The sequence below is a fragment of the Alcaligenes sp. HNGD-HTN06 genome, assembly GCF_049932565.1.
Taxonomy (GTDB): Bacteria; Pseudomonadota; Gammaproteobacteria; order Burkholderiales; family Burkholderiaceae_B; genus Alcaligenes; species Alcaligenes ammonioxydans.
Window position 1 is genome coordinate 3,206,712 of the sequence record NZ_CP187782.1, and the last position, 21,075, is coordinate 3,227,786.

Here is a 21,075-nt window from a genome sequence, read left to right on the forward strand (position 1 = left end):
ATGATTCCCAATACGCTGACCATTGCCGGAGTTGACCCCTCCGGCGGCGCCGGTATTCTGGCTGACGTGAAAGCCATGAGCGCCCTGGGCGCTTATGCCACCGCTGTCATTGCCGCGTTGACGGCACAAAACACCCAAGGGGTAAGCGGCATCAGTCCGGTTCCCGCCGAATTTGTACGCCAGCAGATCACCACTCTGTTTGCCGACGTACGCATTGATGGCGTCAAGATCGGCATGTTGGGCCAGGAGGCCGTCACCACGGTGGTGGCCGAATGCATGGCTCAATTCAAACCCAAGCATCTGGTCCTGGACCCGGTCATGATCGCCAAGAGTGGCGATCATCTGCTGGAAAAATCCGCCGTGCATGCCTTGCGTGAACAATTGGTACCCCAGTGCACCATGATCACGCCCAACCTGCCCGAGGCCGGTGTATTGCTGAACGCCCGGCCGGTAGAGACCGTCAAGGAAATGCGCCAGGCAGCCGAGCGTCTGCGCCGTCTGATGAACCACAGCGATGAACGCTGGGTTTTCCTGAAAGGCGGCCATCTGCCCGGCTCAGAATGCATCGATTTGCTGCATGATGGCGACAAAATGATAGAAATGCCGGCCCGGCGTATTGATACTGCCAATACCCACGGCACCGGTTGCACCCTGTCGGCAGCGCTGGCAGCCCTGCTGCCCCAATACGACCGTGTGCCTGATGCCGCTCTGGCGGCCAAAAAGTACCTGTACGAAGCCATCGCCCGTTCGGGTGAGCTGACGGTGGGCAGCGGCCACGGCCCGGTACACCATTTCCATAAACTGTGGCCATCGTCCTGATACGTGCCGTTTGATCGGGCCGCTTGATGGCCCCTGTCTTATGTCTACACTTGGAATTATTGTCGCCATGCGCGAGGAGCTGGAGATTGTGCTGGAGCGCCTGCAAGCGCCACAGACCATCCAGCGCGCTGGCATGAGCTTTCATCGCGGCAGCTATCTGGGCAAGCCCGTCGTCGCCGTGGTCTGCGGCGTGGGCAAAGTCAATGCCGCGGCATGCACCCAGATGCTGATCTCGGAGTTTTCCGTAGGCAGCATCATCAATATCGGAATCGCCGGCGCCGTTGAACCTAGCATCCGGCCTGGCGATATTGTGATTGCCGATACCCTGGTCCAGCACGATGTGGAGCTCAAAGCCCTGGGGCTGGCGCCCGGACAGGTCTTTCGCCTGGATACCTTTGATTTTCCCGCGGACCCGGCCCTGCTGGCGATAGCCCAAACCGCAGCCCAGCAAATCGAAGGGCATCGGGTTCATACTGGCCGAATTGTTACCGGCGACCAATTTATTGCATGTAACGATAAAATACAGTGGTTGAGCACCACCTTTGACGCTATCGCCTGTGAAATGGAAAGTGGCGCCATTGCCCAGGTGTGCTATCTGAATACCGTGCCTTTTGTCTGCATACGCAGTATTTCGGACAATGCCAACAACGAGGCACACATGGATTTTGATACCTTTTTGCCCATTGCCGTCAGTAACGCCAGCACTTTGCTGCATGCGATGGTGCCGTCCTGCTAAGCCCAAGCGCGCATCTTTATCCATGCGCTGGCTTATAATCGGCTCTTTGCCAAGCCTTTAGTTTTCTGGAAGCTATGAACCATATTGCGCTGTCTGAACTCGAACGTGCCCGTTACTACATGGTGGAGCAGCAAATCCGTCCCTGGAACGTATCCGACGAAAACGTGCTGCAAGCGTTGGTCGCGGTCCAGCGTGAACGCTTTGTGCCCCCGTCTTTGCGCTCGTCGGCTTTTTCGGACACCGAGCTGCCACTGATCATCAATGCCGTGGACACGCACGAGACCATGCTCTCGCCCAAAGTGGAAGCCCGCCTGACGCAGGAACTGCTCTTGCAGCCCAGCGACGGCGTACTGGAAATCGGTACTGGCTCGGGCTACCAGGCGGCGTTGCTCGCCCACCTGTCGCAGCAAGTGACCTCTATCGAGATCGACAGCAAGCTGGCCGCATTCGCTCAGGAGAACCTGCAGCGTAACAATGTGCGCAACGTCAAGGTGGAAGTGGGCGACGCCCATGCTGGCTGGGGTACGACCGAATACGACGCCATTCTGGTCACTGGCTCAGTCCCTGTCATTCCTGACGCCCTGAAATATCAACTCTGTATCGGCGGGCGCCTGGTAGTGGTGGTCGGTCAGAATCCGGTCATGACGGCAGTGCGCATCACTCGCACCAGCGCAGCCAGCTTTGAGACGACGCCCTTGTTTGATACCTGGATCAAACCGTTACGCGGCACCGCGGTTTCGCAGTTTCGCTTTTAAGCACGCATGCGGTGCATGATTTCCGTGCGACTGGCGCTGTGCTCGCTGCTTGCCTTGAGCAGCACCGCCCAGGCGCAGGATCTGTTGCAGGCCTGGAATCAGGCCTTGGCTCGTGAACCCCAATTTGGCGCCGCCCAAGCGCTCCGTCAGGCGGATCAGGAACTCGTTCCGCAAAGCCGGGCGCAATTATTGCCACACATCAGTGCGATTGGTACGGCCGAGCTCCAGGAGCGCCGTCAGACCGGCCAGCTATCCAATCAACAAGCCAGCAATCGGGCCGCCTGGACGCTGACGCTGAGCCAGCCCATCTACAACCGCAATGCCTGGGCACGCTACGAACGTGCTCAGTTACTGGCGCAAGGAGCCGATATTCAGCTTAGCCTGGAGCGGCAGGACTTGATGTTGCGCGTCAGCCAGCATTATTTTGATGTGCTGGCCGCGCAAGACACGCTCTCTACCCTGACCGCCCAGCAGGCTGCTATTGAGGAGCAGTTACGCGCGGCCGAGCAGAACTTTGAGCTGGGCGGCACCACCATTACCGACGCCTACGAAGCCAAATCACGGCTGGACCTGACCCGTGCCAACGTCATTCAGGCGGAAAATGCCTTGCAGGTAGCGCGAGACAAACTGGCAGCACTGACGCTGGAACGCGCTGAAACACTGGCTCGCCTGCGTGACCCCCTGGTCTTGCCTGCTCCCCAGCCCGCAAATCTTCAGGACTGGCTCGATCAGTCCCGTCAATCTGGCCTGAGCGTTGCCTTGGCGGAGATCAAGGCGCGAGCAGCCGAAGAGCAATTGAAAAGCATCCAGGCACTGCATGAGCCTACCCTGGCACTGAAAGCCCAGACAGGTAGTGGCAGTGACCAAACCCTGTTCGGCCAAACCGGCGGTGGCCCCCGCTCCTTAAACAGCGCGCTGGGTCTGGAGCTGAGCATTCCCATTTTCCGGGGGGGTGAGACCCGCTCTCAAGTTCGTGAGCAAAGCTCGCGGCTGCAGCAGGCCCGCTACGACTACCAATTCGCCATTCAGCAGTCTCTTCAGCAGACACGCCAGTACTTCTCGGGTGTCACCACTGGTCTGGTGCGGGTAAAAGCACTGGAAACGGCCACCCAATCCAGCCAAGATGCACTGGAGGCCAACAAGCTGGCATACGAGGTCGGTGTGCGCGTCAATATCGACGTACTCAATGCTCAGCAGCAGCTTTATGAAGCCCGACGCAGTCTGGCACAAGCCCGCTACGAGGTCCTGATGAACAGTCTGCGTCTGAAAGCCGCCAGTGGCACCTTGAACGAAAACGACCTGCGTGCTGTCAACGATCTGCTTGAACCGGCATCCTGAAGCCTGCGCTGGCAAGAGACACGAACCAGGCACCGCAATCTGGCCCTAGAAGCATGACCTCTCCAGCCAGACTCGAGAACTCATACATACGCTCAATATCTGCCTCCGAGACACATACGCCCAGCCCACCAGATCAAGCACGAGGGCCGCATCACATCTTGCTCAGCCACTGATAAACGCAGGAGCAGTCCTGTCTGGCTTGGGCCCAATACTCCGGCATCTATCAAACACTAAACCATCCTGGGCATCAGCAGACCCTCGAGCTCCCTGCTTGCAAGCAAAAAAAATCCCAGACCAAGCCGGGATTAAACACATCCATTTGTATTTCGCTTTCAGTCGCGCAGCTTCTTGACCAGTGCTGTCGTGGAACGCTGAAACTCAAAGGGAATGGCGACGGCATCGCCTCCCCAGCTACGCACCAGTGCCGTTTCGGGCAAGGCTTCCATATCGTAGTCACCGCCCTTGACGATCAAGTCTGGGCGCAGGGCGGCAATCAAGGCTTCCGGGGTGTCCTCATCGAACAGGACCACGGCATCCACGCAAGCCAAGGCAGCCAACAAGGCGGCGCGATCCTGTTCGGAATTGATGGGGCGCTCCGGGCCTTTGTTCAAACGGCGTACCGACGCATCGGTATTCACCCCTACGATCAGTGATGCACCCAGCTGCGCGGCCTCATCCAGGTAGCTGACATGCCCGCGATGCAAGATGTCAAACACACCATTGGTAAAGACCAGCGGACGTGCCAGGCGACCCTGCTCCACAGCCTCACGCAACGCCTGCAGTTCCAGCACCTTGGCCTCGAAACGCGCACTCATATCAAGCCTGCACCAGGGACGAGTCCGATCCAACCTGACGAGCCAGTTCCTTACGGTAACGGTTCAATTCCTGAACGGTTTCAAACGAGCTGCCCATCAAAAGGGACATATTGTGCAGGATACGCGAGCTGACTTTATGCTCCCACTCCTTGTCAAAACGAATCTGCGTATCCAGCCAGTTTTCCAGCCAGCCGGGTGAAGGCAGCTTGGACTGCACGGTATCTTCCGGGAACATGGCCTTGTTGACGTGCAAGTTGGTGGGATGCAATGCCTGGGCCGTGCGATGCGCCGACGCCATCAGCACTCCAATCTTGGAGAAGGCCAGTCGGGCTTGCAGACCGAACTCCTGGCCCTTGTGTACCAGGGCACGCTTCATATAGCGCAGGTACGCACCGGCATGACGGGCCTCATCCTGGGCCACGATCTTGTAAATGGCCTTGATGACAGGTTCGGTGTGCCAGTCTGCGGCACGACGGTACCAGTGGTTCAGGCGAACCTCGCCGCAAAAGTGCAGCATCAGGGTTTCCATGGCGGGTGCCGGATCAAAATCAAAGCGCACTTTATGCAACTCTTCTTCGGTAGGCATCAGCTCGGGGCGGAAACGGCGCAGGTACTCGATCAGAACCAGTGAGTGTTTTTGCTCCTCAAAGAACCATACGGACATAAAGGCGCAAAAATCGCTGTCATCTTTATTGTCACGCAGGAACATCTCGGTTGCCGGCAAGGCAGCCCACTCGGTAATGGCGTTCATTTTGATGGTGTAAGCCTGCTCGTCGCTCAGCTTGCTGCCGTCAAAATCATCCCATGGTATGTCATGCGCAAAATTCCAGCGCACCGCTTCCATGGATTTAAATAAGTCATGGTAAAGCATAACGATTCCTAAAAAGAATCAAGCGGTTCCTTGAGGGCGGCCATTTACCGTCCGGAAGGCGCCGGAAAGCGCCAGCTTAGCAATACGCTGGCGGACCTGCGTCTATCGTAGAACCTGCAGTTATCAGAAATATGTCAGCCACAAAAAAACTGACACGCTGCGGGGTCGTCACACTTAACGCCCCACCAAAGCCCAGATGGCCACCCCGACCGCCACCGCCAATACAGCACATAAGGCGGTCAACAATCGGTTGGTCTGCTGCTGCGACTGACGCAGCAGCTTAAGTTCCTGGTTCAACGCCTGCCCTGTCTCTGGTCTATTCAGGCTGGAATAAACCAGACGCGGAAGCTGCGGCATGATCTGGGCCCACTGCCCGGCTTCCTGTTTCAAACGCGAGTAAAAGCCCGATGGTCCAATACGCTGGTACATCCACTTTTCCAGATAAGGTTTGGCGGTATCCCACAGATCCAGTTCCGGATCCAGGTCCCGCCCCATCCCCTCCACATTCAGGAGAGTTTTCTGCAGCAGCACCAGCTGCGGCTGAATTTCCACATTAAACCGGCGCGAGGTCTGAAATAGACGCAAGAGCACTTGCCCCAGCGAGATCTCGGACAAAGGCCGATCAAAATACGGTTCACACACCGCGCGTACCGAGCCTTCCAGCTCTTCCTCGCGGGTTTCTGGCGGCACCCAACCAGACTCAATATGCAGTTGGGCTACCCGGCGGTAGTCGCGCCGGAAAAAAGCCAGAAAATTCTGTGCCAGGTAGTTTTTGTCGAACTCGGACAAGGAGCCCACGATGCCAAAATCCAGGGCAATGTAACGGCCCAGCGTCTCAGGGGCATCCGACACATAAATATTGCCAGGGTGCATGTCAGCATGGAAAAAGCCGTCGGTAAACACCTGGGTGAAAAAAATCTCCACCCCTTTGCGGGCCAGATCTTTCAAGTCCACGTTGGCCGCACGCAAACGATCAATCTGATTGACGGGGATACCCTTCATGCGATCCATGGTGAACACGGTGGATGCGCAGTAATCCCAATGCACTTCAGGCACGATCAGCAATTGGGTGCGCTCGACATCCTTGGTGAAATTGCGGCGCAGCTGACTGCAATTGGAGGCTTCACGAATCAGGTCCAGCTCGTCGTTCAGATACTTGTCGAACTCGGCGACCACCTCACGCGGCTTCAGACGACGGGCATCCGGTCCCAGACGTTCCATGAACGCGGCCAGAACCCGCATCAGGCGCAGATCTTTGTGAATGACCTCACGCATGCCCGGACGCAGCACCTTCACAGCGACCTCGCGGCCATTGTGAAGGGTGGCAAAGTGAACCTGGGCGATCGAGGCCGAGGCGACGGGCGTGCGATCAAACTCCTGGAACAGATCGTAAGGCGAGGCACCCAACGCTTTCTGAATCGTCGCCTCCGCCACGTCGGAAGGAAAAGGCGGCACACGATCCTGAAGCATGGCCAACTGTTCGGCGATATCCATCGGAATCAGATCCCGGCGCGTAGAGAGCACCTGACCGAACTTCACAAAGATGGGGCCCAGACTTTCCAAAGCCAGGCGCAAACGCACACCGCGCGGCAGCTTGGGCTTGCGGCCCAGACGCACAACGCGCAACAGGCGGGACGCCCAGGGATGGCGGATACTGGAGAGCACCAGCTCGTCCAGACGAAAACGGAATACAACCAGCAGGATGCTCAGCAGACGGCACAAGGAGAACATATTCAGGACTCCCGCCGACGTGCATCAAGACGACTCAAGCGCTGGTCCAGCTCGTTCAGACGCTGGACCAAACTGGACGCCTGCCCGCGCATCCGATCCAGTTCGGGACGGGTGACCAGCAAGGCACTTTCCTCGGTCAGGTACTCGGTGGCATTGCCGGCCAGACGCTGCCCCAAATCCCGCAGCCCGGAAACAGCCCGTCGCGCGCCACTGAACAGACGCACCGCCATGACATCGCCCACTATCTTGGCCAGATCATGTTCCGCATCCCAGCGCAGATTGGCCGCCAGATCAGATACCAGATTAGCCAGACCGGCCTCACCTTGCACATGCATCAGTTGCGCCACCCGGCTGAAATCGCCATCCTGCAAAATTTGTGGCAGCTCCGGCAGCTTGTCCTGAGGCAGGGTCAAGGTCACATCAGGAACCACAGCGGGGTGGCCCTGCTCCAGCTTGCCCTGGGAAGTGATGGTGTAGACCAGTTGTAAACGGCCCACAATCAGCGAGACGGTTTTACCTGCATGCGCCTGCAAACGATCGCGCGCCCAGTCCTCGCGATCAAGCAAGGCATTGAGCAAACGCACGCCCACGGCGCTAGGTTCTAGGAATGAAGGGATACCAAGCATGTCCATGCAAGTCTACTGCCGGGGCGAGTAAACCAGTCCAATTAAAACAGCCAGTTTAACCCGACAGACACACGGCCGGATGCACGAGACTAAAGGAACACGGGCAGATGGGATCACAGAGAAACGAGAGCGCTCATAACAGAACAGCCGCCTGAACAAGAAGGCGGCTGTTTGTTTCGATAAAGATCAAGCGTTGGGGTCAACCGGGATCTGCTGAATGCCTGCCAGCAGCCAGCCGGCGCCGTCAGCTTTAAACAGATTCCAGACTTCCTCGAAGCGGAAGGCCTCGGCACCCGCCTCTTCACGCAACATGCCGGAGTAACGAACACTGGCCAGGTGACCATCGGCCACTTTTTCAATGCCCAGCAGCTCCGCATTGAGCAGGACCACCTCAGTCACGTTCTCACCCTGACGCTGGGCGATCTGAGGGGCAGCTTCCTTGAGCAGATCATCGGTCAAGAATGTACGCAGCTGTTCGACATCGCCCTTGTCCCACAGCTTCTGGATTTCCACAAACTGGGTCTTGGCATTGGCCAGGAACGTCGGCGTATCAAAGTCACCAGGGATAAACCAGCTCTCATCGACCGGAGGTGCGGGCACAGCGGCAGCAGCGGCCGGCTGTACAGCAGGGGCAGCGGCAGGAGCCGGTGCCGGCGCAGCCTGGGGCTGTTGCCAGGGGCTGCGAGCAGGCTCGGCATTACGCATCATGGACTGACCACCGGCTTGCTGCATGGCAGGACGAGCCGCCGAACCACGCAAACGGCGCACGATAAACAGCACAGCGAAAATAACCAGGCCAATCAGCAAGAGGCTGGACATCATTTCCAGGAACGCACCACCCAAGCCCATGCTGGAGAGCAAGGCGGCAATACCCAGGCCGGCGGCAATGCCGGCGATCGGGCCCAGGAAGCGGGACATACCCGACTTGGCAGCCGTACCCGCAGCGGCCGTACCGGCAGCAGCAGCGCCAGCAGCAGGAGCCGCCGAGCGAGTCGTGTTATTGGCCGCGGCTGGCGGCGTCGCAGCCGAGCGATTACTGGTGATATTGGAAGACTGGCGGCCAAAACTGGAGCCACCACCCATACGACGTGCTTCCGCATCGTAGGAAACGGTCAGCAAAGCGCCGGTGCTAAAAGCCAGCACAGCGGCCATGAAGTAACGAGAAAGCCGTCCAGACATAGTCACAAACTCCTGACCAGGACAAGCGCTTGACACACAGGGGGTTGAGCCCCCGGCCATACCATCCCAGTCGGTTATTCAAGAAAACTTACGATAAGCTGAACATTAACATGACACGTACACCTGCACCATGTTTTTTTTACCCTGTGTGACAGACAAAAAACAAACGGCACCCAAGGGTGCCGTGATAGAAAGACAGAATTCGCAGCGGATCAGTCCAGACGAATGCCTTCATGCAACGCAGCCACACCGGCTGTCAGATTGAAATACTGCACGCGCTCCAGCCCCACGTCCCGCATCATGTCCGCCAGCGTTTCCTGGTCAGGATGCATGCGAATGGATTCGGCCAGATAGCGATAGCTTTCCTCATCCTTGGCCACCAGCTTGCCGATACGGGGCAGCACGTTAAACGAGTACCAGTCATAAGGAGCCTGCAAAGGCTTGGCCACGCGGGAAAACTCCAGCACCAGCAACTTGCCGCCCGGACGCAGCACGCGTTTCATTTCGGCCAGCGCACGGTCTTTGTGGGTCATATTGCGCAAACCGAAGGCTACCGAGACGCGGTCAAAATAGCCGTCGGGAAAAGGCAGATGTTCAGCATCGCAAACCGCAACCGGGGTAATGATGCCCTTGTCCTGCAAACGATCACGCCCCACGCGCAGCATGGAACTGTTGATATCCGTGTGCCAGACCTCGCCATCGGCACCGGCCTGACGCGCAAAGGTCTTGGTCAGATCCCCTGTTCCCGCCGCAATATCCAGCACCTTCATTCCCGGTCGAACGGCTGCGCGTCCAATGGTGAAGGCTTTCCAGATACGGTGCAGGCCGCCCGACATCAGATCGTTCATAATGTCGTAGTTGTTAGCCACCGAATGAAAAACCTGGGCGACTTTGCCCGCTTTTTCGCTTTCGGCCACGGTTTGAAAGCCGAAGTGCGTATCGGCATTCTGGGCGGAGGGGTGAGAAGGACGCTGTTTTTCCATAATGGCATAATCGTAACGCAGATTTCCCGGTACAGAAACGAAAATCCCGCCCGCTGACAGCCACCCTTTCGCGCACATTCACAAACCTGAAACATTAACGCCATATGATGGCCGTATTACGTGCAGTCAGGAATTGAAGTGCCTCCCGTATTGCCCTTGAGCGGCCTGAGCCCTGCGGCAGGTTCCCGTGCTCAAGCCCGATACAGACAGGCCGCCGACCTGACCCCTCTTTTATTTTTTATCGGACCAGTCTGAAGCTAACAATGAGTACAAGCATATTAGTCGTGGAAGATGAGCCTGCGATCCAGGAGCTGATCTCTGTCAACCTGTCTTTTGCCGGCCATAAAGTGCTGCGCGCCTTTGATGCTGAGCAAGCCCAGATCCTCATCCGTGCCGAGCTGCCAGACTTGATCCTGGTGGACTGGATGTTGCCCGGCTCTTCGGGCATCAATCTGGCCCGCAAATTGCGTTCGGACGAACGCACGCGACACATTCCCGTCATCATGCTGACCGCCAAAGGCTCGGAGCAGGACAAGGTGGACGGCCTGGAGGCCGGTGCAGACGATTACATCACCAAGCCCTTCTCGCCCAAAGAGCTGATTGCCCGCATCAAGGCCGTGTTGCGCCGCCGCGCGCCTCAGTTGACCGACGATGTGATCTCCATTGGCAACCTGCAGTTGGACCCCAGCACACACCGCCTGTCCAGCCAAGGCATGGCCCTGACCATCGGACCGACTGAGTTTCGCCTGCTGCACTTTTTCATGACGCACACCGAGCGCGTTTTCACCCGCTCCCAGTTGCTGGATCAGGTGTGGGGCGACCATGTGTTTGTTGAGGAACGCACGGTAGACGTGCATATCCGCCGCCTGCGCAAGGCGCTCGAACCGAGCGGACACGACAAACATATTGAAACGATCCGTGGCTCAGGCTATCGTTTTGCCCTTTCCCCACTGGAAAAGGCGCCGACCGCCTGATCCCATGTTCAGCATATTTACGTCTATTGTTATCTGGGCCCTGTTGGGCAGCCTGATCGCCTGGTGGCTCGGTCCATTGATCGGTCTTGCCCTGTTTTGTGGAGGACTGCTCCTACTGCTGGTCATCAGCACCTTGCAGTTATCCCGCGTTGAACGCTGGACTCGCAACCTGAACGACCCGCCCCCTCCCGCAGTCGGCCCGTGGGATGCCATTCTGGCCCCCATTTACCGCCAGTTGCGCCGCGACCGCCAGGAAATTCAGGACCTGAATCGTTACGTAGACGGCATCATGATGGCAGCCGAGGCGCTGCCCGACGGCGCCATTACCCTGAACGGGGATATGGAACTGCAATGGTGCAACCAAACCGCCTGTGAGCACATCGGCCTGAATCTGGCCACAGACCGTCACCACAGCATCTTCAACATCCTGCGCGAGCCCGAGTTTTCCCGCTACGCCCGCCAACCCCAGTGGGATGGCCCCCTGATGCTGCATCTGAACAAAGATGGGCGGGAGCGCTCTTTGCTATTGCAATTGACGCCTTACGGTTTGGGCCAGTTCCTGATTGTGACTCGCGATGTCACCCAGGTTGAAATGCTTGAGACGACCCGCAAAGACTTTGTGGCCAATGTGTCCCATGAGCTGCGCACCCCCCTGACGGTATTGCTGGGTTTTCTGGAAACGCTGCAGGATATGCCGGCCGACAGCCTGCCTTTGGAACAGCGTCAGCGCTACGAGCAAATGATGCTGGAGCAAACGCGCCACATGCAGTCGATTGTGTCCGACCTGCTGACCTTGTCCACCCTGGAATCTTCCCCCACCGTCGAAGGTGACGTCGTACAGGTCAGCCAGTTGATTGAAAGCGCCTTGAAACAGGGCGAGGCCATTTCGGGCGGGCAGCACAGCTTTGTCACGGACATAGATCCCCGCATTGCCATTCAGGGCATGGAAACCGAGCTGAGCTCGGCCGTCTCCAATTTGATTACCAACGCGGTGCGCTATACCCCCAAGGATGGCACCATCACCGTACGCTGGTATTTGAATGACAATGGGGAAGCCTGCTACAGCGTTCAGGATACCGGTATCGGCATCGCCGCCCAGGATATTCCCCGCCTGACTGAACGTTTCTACCGTGTGGACAAGGGCCGCTCCCGTTCCACAGGCGGCACCGGGCTGGGCCTGGCGATCACCAAACACATTATCGTGCGACATAATGCCGATCTGCAGATTCAAAGCCGTCTGGGCGTAGGCAGCGTGTTTATGTTGCGTTTCCCCAAGAGCCGGGTCCGACTCCAGGACAGCTAGAACATACGGGGCCATATTGGCCCTACAATAAATGGCTCTGAAGACCACGTTGCCGGCCTTATGCCGCACAGGAGCCAAGCATGTCCCATACCAACGAGCTGCGCCCTTTCCACCTGGCTTTTCCGGTCCATGACCTGGCCGTTGCACGCCAGTTCTACGGACAGACCCTGGGCTGTCCCGAAGGCCGGTCCTCTGACCAGTGGATCGACTTCAATTTCTACGGCCACCAGATCGTGGCACACCTGGCCCCGTCGGAATGTGGCAGCAACGCCACCAGCGCGGTGGACGCTCATAATGTGCCCGTTCGACACTTTGGCGTCGTCCTGGACATGCCCACCTGGCAGGCCCTGGCAGACAAACTGGTCGCCGCCGGCACCCAGTTTGTCATCGAACCGTATATCCGCTTTAAAGGTGAACCCGGTGAACAGGCCACCATGTTCTTCATGGACCCATCGGGCAATGCCCTTGAGTTCAAAGCCTTCAACAATCTGGATTCGCTTTTCGCCAAATAAAGATGCATACCTCCTGGCAACTTAGCGAACAGGGCGACCGCTGTCTGCGCGTGCAGTTCAGCGGCGAGCTATCGTTGGACACGGGCCTGCGCTGTACCCGGGCTGCGCGTCTGCTGCGTGAGCAGGCACCGGCCTGCGTCCGTGATCTGGTCCCCAGCTTTACGGCGGTGGCCATCCACTTCTATCCCGATGGCAGCACGGACCAGCTCGCCCGTTTGCGCGACTATGTCCATCACGCACTGGTCGACCTGGATGCCGTGAGCGATCAGGTCGCCCCCGGCGCATTGGTGGATATTCCTGTTTGCTACGGCGGCCCCTTCGGCCCCGACCTGCCAATCCTTGCCGAGCAGTTGGGGCTGAGCCAGGAACACCTCATTGAGCTGCACGGCAGTCAGCCCCAACTGGTATTTATGGTGGGCTTCGCACCGGGGGCTCCCTATATGGGCATCTTGCCTGAACCGCTGAATGTACCGCGCCGTGCTACGCCGCGCACCGTGCTGCCCAAGGGCTCGGTGGCAATTGCCAACCGGCAGACCATTATTTACCCCAACGAGTCTCCCGGAGGCTGGCATTTGATCGGCCGCTCGCCGGTCAGCTTGTTCGATGCCCGGCGCTCTCCCGCGGCCTTGCTTGCCCCCGGCGACCAGGTGCGCTTTGTGCCATTGCCTCACGAACAATTTGATCTTTGGACTCCCGCATGACGGTACATATCCTCAAGCCGGGCATGCTAAGCAGCCTGCAGGACCGAGGCCGGTATGGACACCAGCATCTGGGCGTATCGCCCAGCGGCGCGATGGACGAGCGTGCTCACCGCCTGGCCCATTTGCTGGCAGGCAATACCCCCGAACAGGATCTGGCCAGTCTGGAAATGACGGTACAAGGCCCCAGCCTGCGCTTTGATGAACCCGCCTTGTTTGTCCTGACGGGCGCAGACCTGGATGCCACCCTGGATGGCCAGCCCGTCGCTGCGCTACGCCCGACGCTGGCGCGCGCCGGACAAACGCTAAGCCTGCCAGCCGCTAAACCCGGCCACGGTGCGCGTGCGTACCTGGCGGTGCATGGCGGATTTCAGGTCGAACCCATACTGGGCAGCCAAAGCACCCATATGCGCGTAGGCCTGGGTGGATTTGAGGGCCGCGCTTTGAAAAAAGGCGACCAGATTGCGCTGGCCCGGCCACTCCCCAAGGACGAAACGGTGCTCAGTCGTCTTCAGGCCGAGCTGGATGAATTGCGCATCTACCTGCCCGCCGCCCTGGCCCTGAGCCCACGGGAGCGCCTGCGCGTCATTCTGGATCAAGCGGATCTGTTTACCGACGAGTCGCTGGTCTTGTTTCAAAGCCAGCACTATCGCATCAGCCCCGCATCAGAACGCATGGGCTACCGTCTGGAAGGTCAGCCCTTACGCCGTACGTCATCTGAAGAACTGCTGTCCGCCCCCACGTGTTTTGGCACCATTCAAGTGCCTAACGATGGACAGCCCATTGTGCTGATGGCCGACCGGCAAACTACAGGCGGCTATGCCCGCATCGCTCAAGTCGCCAGCGTAGACCTGGCCCAGATCGCCCAACGCGTACCCGGTCAGAGTCTGGGTTTCGAAGTGGTGACCGTGGAGCAGGCGCAGGCACTGGCGGCTCGTCAGGAGCAGGCCTTCACGCGCCTCAATGAAAGTCTGGAGTCGTTGCGGCAGGCCCTGAAACGCTGTCTGGCCTAGTTTCGCAAGACGCCAACAGCAAAGCCTCTGTCGCGGCTGCCCTCCTTCGTTCTGCCCTCGGGACGCAAGACTATCCGGCAACCTGAGCCATTCCTTGCTGACGAGCCCTCGGGCAACAAGGAATGGCGCCTTGCTGGATCGCGGCTCGGCCTGCCGCTCTCGAACTCAAGCACAAAAAAAACACCTCACTTGATAAAGTGAGGTGTTTTTATGCGGATGCTGCTGACCGCAAGCCCTAAGGCCTTCAAGTCCTCGCCCGTGTTACAGGAACAACTTGTAAGCGGGGTTGCCGGTCTCATCCCAATACGGGTAGCCAAGATTGCCCAAAAAGGCCTTGAACTCTTTCTTGTCCGAAGCAGGAACCTGGATACCGATCAGAATACGACCGTAATCGTCACCCTGGTTACGGTAATGAAACAGACTGATATTCCAGTCCTGATTCATGCTGGAGAGAAATTTACGCAACGCGCCGGGGCGCTCCGGAAACTCGAAACGCAACAAGACCTCGTCGGTCGCCTGACTGGATACACCACCCACCATATGTCGCAGATGGGTTTTAGCCAGTTCGTTACCGGTCAGGTTCAAGGTACCAAAGCCTTTTTTTACAAATCGCTCTTCCAGCTTCTCGATTTCTGCTTCCGAAGAAATCGACATCCCCACAAAAACGTGTGCCTTTTCAGGATCGGACATGCGGTAGTTGAACTCGGTGACCGAACGGGTCCCCAAGGCGTCGCACAGGCGGCGAAAGCTGCCTTTGGCCTCGGGAATCGTCAAGGCAAACAGTGCTTCACGAGCCTGACCTACGTCGGCGCGGTCGGCAACCATGCGCATGCGGTCAAAGTTCATGTTCGCGCCCGAGGTCACCGCAATCAGGGTCTTGTTTTTAAGCTTGTGCTGGGCTGCGTAACGCTTGGCACCGGCCAAGGCCAGGGCACCGGCAGGCTCAAGCACACTGCGGGAGTCCTGAAATACATCTTTGATCGCCGCACAAATCGCGTCCGTATCCACGACGACAAAATCATCCACGTACTGACGCACCAGACGGAACGTTTCCGAACCGACCTGTTTGACCGCAGTACCATCCGAAAACAGGCCCACATCGGTCAGGTTCACGCGGCGACCCGCCTTGATGCTGCGCACCATGGCACAAGAATCTTCGGTCTGAACGCCAATGACCTTGATTTCAGGGCGCAAGGCCTTGATGTAGGTAGCAACACCAGCCGCCAGCCCACCCCCGCCAATCGCCACAAACACCGCCTCAATCGGGCCTGAATGCTGCTGCAGTATTTCCATGGCCACCGTGCCCTGCCCGGCGATCACATCGGGATCGTCGAACGGGTGTACAAAGGTCAAACCTTCGCTTTTTTGCAGCTCCAGAGCATGCTGATAGGAGTCGGAATAGCTCTCGCCCTCCAGCACCACTTCTCCACCCAGGTTGCGCACGCCATCAATCTTTACTTGCGGGGTGGTGGTGGGCATCACGATGACGGCACGGCAGCCGAGCTTGCGCGCTGCCATGGCCACCCCTTGGGCATGGTTGCCTGCCGACGCGGCCAATACGCCCCGCTTCAATTCTGCGGCCGACAAATTGGCCATCTTGTTATAGGCACCGCGCAGCTTGAAGCTAAAAACAGGCTGATAGTCTTCGCGCTTGAGCAGCACCGTGTTACTAATTCGTGCCGATACCTGAGGAGCGGGTTCAAGTGGTGTTTCGATGGCTACATCGTACACTTTCGAGGTCAGAATGCGCTTTAGGTAATCGTTCGACATGACTCAGCTTTACTTAACAACCGGTTTTGCCACCAAGGCCAGCCGCAGGCCCCTGCCTGAGACCGCTCACCGGGAAAGAAAAACAGAATACCATAGGCGCAAGCCCTCACTGGCGTCCATTATTTCCTCTCTTACCCACCCACTTTACTTATGCAAGCCTGGACTTCTGATCTCATTGCTTGGCTCTTGAACACCTTGTCTTTACCGGAAGTGGGCCTCAGTGCCATTTTCATCGTCAGTCTGGTCTCGGCGACCCTGCTTCCCCTGGGTTCCGAACCGGCTGTCTTCGCGTATATCAATCTGGCTCCCGATATGTTCTGGCCCGCGGTGCTGGTGGCAACAGTCGGCAATACGGCGGGGGGCGCCATCAGCTATGCCACGGGCCTGGCGGCCGAAAAAGCCTATGAGGCCTGGCGCGAGAAACATCCCCAAAGCACGGATGAGGACGAGACCAAGCCCAGAAACAAGGCCGCTGGCCGCTGGCATGAGCTGGGGCAGCGCTGGCTGATCCGCATGGGCCCGCCCGCCCTGCTGTTGTCCTGGCTACCCGTCGTGGGCGATCCCTTGTGCGCGGTAGCCGGCTGGCTGCGTCTGCCTTTTTGGCCCAGCGTGTTTTACATGGCGGTGGGCAAACTGGGGCGCTATATCACCATGACTGCCGGTTTGCTGTGGATTTTCCCCAAGCTGGGTTGGTAAATTGCTGCAAACTCGCCGCAAACCTCTCATTAACCCTGTTTCCCGCCGGTAGTAAGGGGGCAGCCCGGCGACGATTCGTATACACTTGTCTTTTGCCTATCTGCTCCTCGTTGAGCCGCCCTTTGACGGGCCTTGCCAATTATCGCCATGAACGCCCCCATTGCAAGCAAGCACCTGGCTGCCCAGGCACGCAACAACGACACGCCGCGCCTGCGTGAAATCCCCTACAACTACACCTCGTACTCAGACCGGGAAATTGTCCTGCGACTGCTGGGTGAGGAAGCCTGGGAAAAGCTGTCCGAGCTTCGCTCCGAACGCCGCACCGGCCGCTCCGCCCGCATGCTGTTTGAAGTCCTGGGTGATATCTGGGTCGTCAAGCGCAACCCCTATTTGCAGGACGATCTGCTGGACAATCCCAAGCGCCAGCATCAACTGATCGAAGCCCTGAATCATCGTCTGAACGAGATCGATCAGCGTCGTGACAGTGCCGTGCCCGATCGCGATGCAAAGGTTTTGCGCCTGTTGCACGCCGCCCGGGGTGCCGTCGCTGCGTTCGAGCAGGAATTTACCGATACCCGCGAACTGCGCCAGAAGATCGTGCGTTCACTCTCGCGTCTGACCGCCAAGGACAACATCAAGTTTGATGGCCTGTCGCGTGTCTCGCACGTCACTGACGCGACCGACTGGCGTGTGGAGTACCCGTTTGTCGTGCTCACGCCCGATCACGAAAACGAAATGGCCGCCCTGGTTCGCGCCTGTATTGAACTGAAGCTGACCATCATCCCGCGCGGAGGTGGTACCGGGTATACCGGTGGCGCCATTCCACTGAGCTGGCGCTCGGTTGTGATCAACACCGAAAAGCTGGACACCATTGGCAAGCCTGAACAAATCACGCTGCCTGGCATGTCCGAACCGGTCACCACGATTCTGACCGGCGCCGGCGTGGTTACCCGCCGTGTCGCCGATGCGGCCGAAGCCGCAGGTACCGTCTTCGCGGTCGATCCCACCTCTGCCGATGCCTCCTGTGTCGGCGGCAATATCGCCATGAACGCGGGTGGTAAAAAAGCCGTACTGTGGGGCACCGCGCTGGACAACCTGGCCTGGTGGCGCATGGTCGATGCCCAGGGCAACTGGCTGGAAGTGACCCGTCTTGAGCACAATATGGGCAAGATCCACGACGTGGAAATGGCCCACTTTGAAGTCAAATGGTTTGATGGCCGTTACGCCCCCGGCGCCCAACTGCTGCGCAGCGAAACCTTGCACATTGAAGGCCGCCGTTTCCGCAAGGAAGGCCTGGGCAAGGACGTAACCGACAAATTCCTGGCCGGTTTGCCAGGTATCCAGAAAGAAGGCTGTGATGGCCTGATCACACAGGCGCGCTGGGTATTGCACCGCATGCCGGCGCATACTCGCACCGTCTGTATGGAGTTTTTCGGCCAGGCCAAACAGGCCGTGCCCTCCATTGTGGAAGTCATTGACTACCTGAATGGCGAAGGCAAGCGTATCGGCGCCATTCTGGCCGGTCTGGAGCACTTGGACGAACGCTATCTGCGCGCTGTGGGCTATGCCACCAAGAGCAAGCGCGATGGCCTGCCCAAGATGGTTCTGATTGGCGACATCGTGGGCGATGACCCCGATGCTGTGGCAACGGCCGCCTCGGAAGTCGTGCGTCTGGCCAATGGCCGCTCCGGTGAGGGTTTTGTGGCGGTCAGTGCCGAAGCACGCAAGAAGTTCTGGGCCGACCGTGCCCGTACTGCTGCCATTGCCCGCCACACCAACGCCTTCAAAATCAACGAAGACGTGGTGATCCCCCTACGCCGCATGGGCGAGTACACCGAAGAAATTGAACGCATCAATATCGAGCTGTCCACGGACAACAAGCTGCGTCTTACCCGTGAGCTGGAAGATTTCCTGCAAGGCGATCTGCCCGTTGGCAAGATCGAGGACCACAACGATGCCGAGCACACCCGCGAAGAAATTCTGAACGAGCGTCGTCACGACGCCCTTCAGGTGGTACGCAGCGTGCGCCAGCGCTGGCAGTGGTTGCAGGACAACCTGGACAAGCCCCTGAAAGACGCGCGGGCCGAGCTGGCCAAGATTGGCGTGCCGCTGGACAGCGCCGCCATCGACGCCCGTTTGCAGGCCGACCCGGACACCTCGATCTTCCAGCTATTACAAGACCACACCATCCGCACATCCTGGAAGAGCGAGATTCGCGAGAATCTGGAACACATTTTCCCAGGCGCCGACTGTGCTGCGGTGCTGGCCGAACTGCAGGCCATTCACGACCGCGTGCTCAAAAGCCGTGTATTTGTCGCCCTGCACATGCACGCTGGCGACGGAAACGTACACACCAACATCCCCGTGAACTCAGATGACTACGGCATGCTGCAGCAAGCCAATGTCACCGTCGCCCGCATCATGCAAATTGCACGCGGTCTGGACGGCGTGATTTCCGGTGAGCACGGTATTGGCCTGACCAAGTACGAGTTCCTGACTCAAGAAGAGCTGGAACCTTTCCAGAACTACAAGCGCGAAGTGGACCCGAACAACCACTTCAACGCTGGCAAGCTGATGCCCGGTGCGGACTTGAGCCGCGCCTGGACCCCCAGCTTCAACCTGCTGGGCCACGAATCGCTGATCATGCAACGCAGCGAGATTGGCTCCATTTCACACGCCATCAAGGATTGCTTGCGTTGCGGCAAGTGCAAACCGGTCTGTGCCACCCATGTGCCACGCGCCAACCTGCTGTACTCGCCCCGCAACAAGATTCTGGCCACCTCTTTGTTGATCGAAGCCTTCCTGTACGAAGAGCAGACACGCCGCGGGATCAGCCTGAAGCACTGGGAAGAGTTTGAAGACGTGGGCGACCACTGCACCTTGTGCCACAAGTGCTACAACCCCTGTCCGGTCGATATCGACTTTGGCGATGTGTCCATGGAAATGCGTTCCTTGCTGAACCGCATGGGCAAGAAGTCTTTTAATCCGGGCTCGGCCGCGGCCATGTTCTTTCTGAACGCCAAAGATCCGCGCGTCATCAAAGCGACGCGTACCGCCATGATCGAGGTGGGCTACAAGGCGCAGCGTGCTGCTCACAATCTGCTGGCGGCGCCGGCACGCAAACAGGTCAGTGCGCCGCCTGCCACGATTGGCAAGGCACCGATTCGCGAGCAGATCATTCACTTTGTCAACCGCAAGATGCCCGGTGGCCTGCCCAAACAGACTGCCCGTAAACTGCTGGACATCGAGAACTCGGACTATATCCCTATCATTCGCAATCCCGAAGCCACCTCGGTAGATTCGGAAGCCGTGTTCTATTTCCCCGGCTGTGGTTCGGAGCGCTTGTTCTCGCAAGTCGGTCTGGCAACCCAGGCCATGCTCTGGCATGTTGGCGTGCAGACTGTGCTGCCTCCAGGCTATCTGTGCTGTGGCTACCCGCAGCGTGGCAGCGGCCAAAGCGACAAAGCCGAGAAGATGATCACCGACAACCGTGTGTTGTTCCATCGCATGGCCACCACCCTGAACTACCTGGACATCAAAACCGTGGTGGTGAGCTGTGGGACCTGTTACGACCAGTTGGCAGGCTACGAGTTCGACAAGATTTTCCCCGGTTGCCGTCTGATCGATATTCACGAGTTTCTGCTGGAAAAAGGACTGAAACTGGAAGATGTGCAAGGCGTACGCTATATGTACCATGACCCTTGTCACAGTCCCATGAAGCTGCAGGACCCCATGAAAACGGTCAAATCCCTGGTGGGCGATAGCACCATCAAGGCAGACCGCTGCTGTGGCGAGTCCGGCACGCTGGCGGTGTCACGCCCAGACATCTCCACGCAGATCCGTTTCCGCAAACACGAAGAGCTGCAGAAGAACCAGGATGCTGTTCGCGCCGATGGTTTCCAGGGCGAAGTCAAAGTGCTGACTTCCTGTCCTTCCTGTCTGCAAGGCTTGTCCCGTTACGAGGACGAAACCAAGATGGATGCGGATTACATCGTGGTGGAAATGGCCAAGCACATGCTGGGTGAGAACTGGATGGCGGACTACGTCCGCCGTGCCAACGACGGTGGTATCGAGCGCGTGCTGGTGTAAGCCTCGCGCCTCACATTCCGCAAACAGGCCGGCTTTATGTCGGCCTGTTTTGTAAATGCCATATCGGTATTGTTTAGCACTGGGCAGCCCCCAGGTAAAAGCGTTCCTCGTGGGCAGCTACACGAAGAAGCGGCATGGGGCTTTCTTGATCGCTGAGCCATTAGCAA

At 58.3% G+C, this 21,075-nt stretch carries 18 protein-coding genes; 11 read left to right on the forward strand and 7 right to left on the reverse strand.

The genetic code is table 11. The features are described from left to right. From thiD to ACOZ42_RS14675, 4 genes are all read left to right on the forward strand, one after another. Window positions 1-819: a bifunctional hydroxymethylpyrimidine kinase/phosphomethylpyrimidine kinase gene (thiD, locus tag ACOZ42_RS14660; RefSeq protein ID WP_003802069.1), complete on the forward strand. Its 819-nt coding sequence runs from the start codon at window positions 1-3 to the stop codon at window positions 817-819. 40 nt (window positions 820-859) lie between these two features. Continuing rightward, complete coding sequence (locus ACOZ42_RS14665; protein WP_426345307.1) at window positions 860-1,555, forward strand: 5'-methylthioadenosine/adenosylhomocysteine nucleosidase; 696 nt, start codon at window positions 860-862, stop codon at window positions 1,553-1,555. A 74-nt stretch (window positions 1,556-1,629) separates the two neighbouring features. Next, window positions 1,630-2,310 (forward strand): protein-L-isoaspartate O-methyltransferase family protein, encoded by a 681-nt coding sequence (locus tag ACOZ42_RS14670; RefSeq protein ID WP_003802073.1) that lies wholly within the window; start codon window positions 1,630-1,632, stop codon window positions 2,308-2,310. A gap of 15 nt (window positions 2,311-2,325) precedes the next feature. Further along, complete coding sequence (locus ACOZ42_RS14675) at window positions 2,326-3,648, forward strand: TolC family outer membrane protein (RefSeq protein ID WP_240209292.1); 1,323 nt, start codon at window positions 2,326-2,328, stop codon at window positions 3,646-3,648. Between the two features lie 332 nt (window positions 3,649-3,980). Here the strand turns inward: ACOZ42_RS14675 and rfaE2 are convergent, their stop codons facing one another. The 6 genes from rfaE2 to ubiE all read right to left on the reverse strand — a co-directional run bounded on the left by rfaE2 (window position 3,981) and on the right by ubiE (window position 9,853). Beyond that, on the reverse strand, window positions 3,981-4,463 hold the full coding sequence (rfaE2, locus tag ACOZ42_RS14680) for a D-glycero-beta-D-manno-heptose 1-phosphate adenylyltransferase (RefSeq protein WP_003802078.1): 483 nt from the start codon (window positions 4,461-4,463) through the stop codon (window positions 3,981-3,983). A gap of 1 nt (window position 4,464) precedes the next feature. Continuing rightward, a complete protein-coding gene (locus ACOZ42_RS14685) occupies window positions 4,465-5,334 on the reverse strand; it encodes a ferritin (RefSeq protein WP_003802080.1) in 870 nt (289 codons plus the stop codon). 174 nt (window positions 5,335-5,508) lie between these two features. Beyond that, window positions 5,509-7,065 (reverse strand): ubiquinone biosynthesis regulatory protein kinase UbiB, encoded by a 1,557-nt coding sequence (ubiB, locus tag ACOZ42_RS14690; protein WP_059318224.1) that lies wholly within the window; start codon window positions 7,063-7,065, stop codon window positions 5,509-5,511. A 2-nt stretch (window positions 7,066-7,067) separates the two neighbouring features. After that, the gene (locus tag ACOZ42_RS14695; protein WP_003802084.1) at window positions 7,068-7,697 is read right to left on the reverse strand and encodes a ubiquinone biosynthesis accessory factor UbiJ; all 630 of its coding nucleotides are present in this window, start codon (window positions 7,695-7,697) and stop codon (window positions 7,068-7,070) included. 180 nt (window positions 7,698-7,877) lie between these two features. Then, window positions 7,878-8,870, reverse strand: coding sequence for a Tim44 domain-containing protein (locus ACOZ42_RS14700; RefSeq protein ID WP_059318223.1), 993 nt, complete (start codon window positions 8,868-8,870; stop codon window positions 7,878-7,880). A 212-nt stretch (window positions 8,871-9,082) separates the two neighbouring features. Beyond that, on the reverse strand, window positions 9,083-9,853 hold the full coding sequence (ubiE, locus tag ACOZ42_RS14705; protein ID WP_039943448.1) for a bifunctional demethylmenaquinone methyltransferase/2-methoxy-6-polyprenyl-1,4-benzoquinol methylase UbiE: 771 nt from the start codon (window positions 9,851-9,853) through the stop codon (window positions 9,083-9,085). Between the two features lie 263 nt (window positions 9,854-10,116). Here ubiE and phoB point away from each other — a divergent pair, with 263 nt between their 5' ends. The 5 genes from phoB (at window position 10,117) to ACOZ42_RS14730 (ending at window position 14,353) form a co-directional block, all read left to right on the forward strand. Further along, on the forward strand, window positions 10,117-10,827 hold the full coding sequence (phoB, locus tag ACOZ42_RS14710) for a phosphate regulon transcriptional regulator PhoB (RefSeq protein ID WP_035270329.1): 711 nt from the start codon (window positions 10,117-10,119) through the stop codon (window positions 10,825-10,827). A 4-nt stretch (window positions 10,828-10,831) separates the two neighbouring features. Then, window positions 10,832-12,130 (forward strand): phosphate regulon sensor histidine kinase PhoR, encoded by a 1,299-nt coding sequence (gene phoR / locus ACOZ42_RS14715; RefSeq protein ID WP_059318222.1) that lies wholly within the window; start codon window positions 10,832-10,834, stop codon window positions 12,128-12,130. Between the two features lie 80 nt (window positions 12,131-12,210). Further along, on the forward strand, window positions 12,211-12,642 hold the full coding sequence (locus ACOZ42_RS14720; RefSeq protein ID WP_003802094.1) for a VOC family protein: 432 nt from the start codon (window positions 12,211-12,213) through the stop codon (window positions 12,640-12,642). 2 nt (window positions 12,643-12,644) lie between these two features. Further along, the gene (gene pxpB / locus ACOZ42_RS14725; RefSeq protein ID WP_003802096.1) at window positions 12,645-13,343 is read left to right on the forward strand and encodes a 5-oxoprolinase subunit PxpB; all 699 of its coding nucleotides are present in this window, start codon (window positions 12,645-12,647) and stop codon (window positions 13,341-13,343) included. Then, the gene (locus ACOZ42_RS14730; protein WP_131070943.1) at window positions 13,340-14,353 is read left to right on the forward strand and encodes a biotin-dependent carboxyltransferase family protein; all 1,014 of its coding nucleotides are present in this window, start codon (window positions 13,340-13,342) and stop codon (window positions 14,351-14,353) included. Before pxpB ends, ACOZ42_RS14730 begins: the two co-directional genes overlap by 4 nt. A gap of 261 nt (window positions 14,354-14,614) precedes the next feature. On the opposite strand, the gene ilvA is transcribed toward ACOZ42_RS14730, so the two are convergent. Then, window positions 14,615-16,123: a threonine ammonia-lyase, biosynthetic gene (ilvA, locus tag ACOZ42_RS14735; protein WP_219235170.1), complete on the reverse strand. Its 1,509-nt coding sequence runs from the start codon at window positions 16,121-16,123 to the stop codon at window positions 14,615-14,617. Between the two features lie 150 nt (window positions 16,124-16,273). Here ilvA and ACOZ42_RS14740 point away from each other — a divergent pair, with 150 nt between their 5' ends. Beyond that, entirely contained in the window at window positions 16,274-16,819 is a 546-nt protein-coding gene (locus ACOZ42_RS14740; protein ID WP_003802101.1) for a YqaA family protein, read from the forward strand. A 147-nt stretch (window positions 16,820-16,966) separates the two neighbouring features. Then, window positions 16,967-20,908: a DUF3683 domain-containing protein gene (locus tag ACOZ42_RS14745; RefSeq protein WP_003802104.1), complete on the forward strand. Its 3,942-nt coding sequence runs from the start codon at window positions 16,967-16,969 to the stop codon at window positions 20,906-20,908. The last annotated feature ends 167 nt before the right edge of the window (window positions 20,909-21,075 follow it).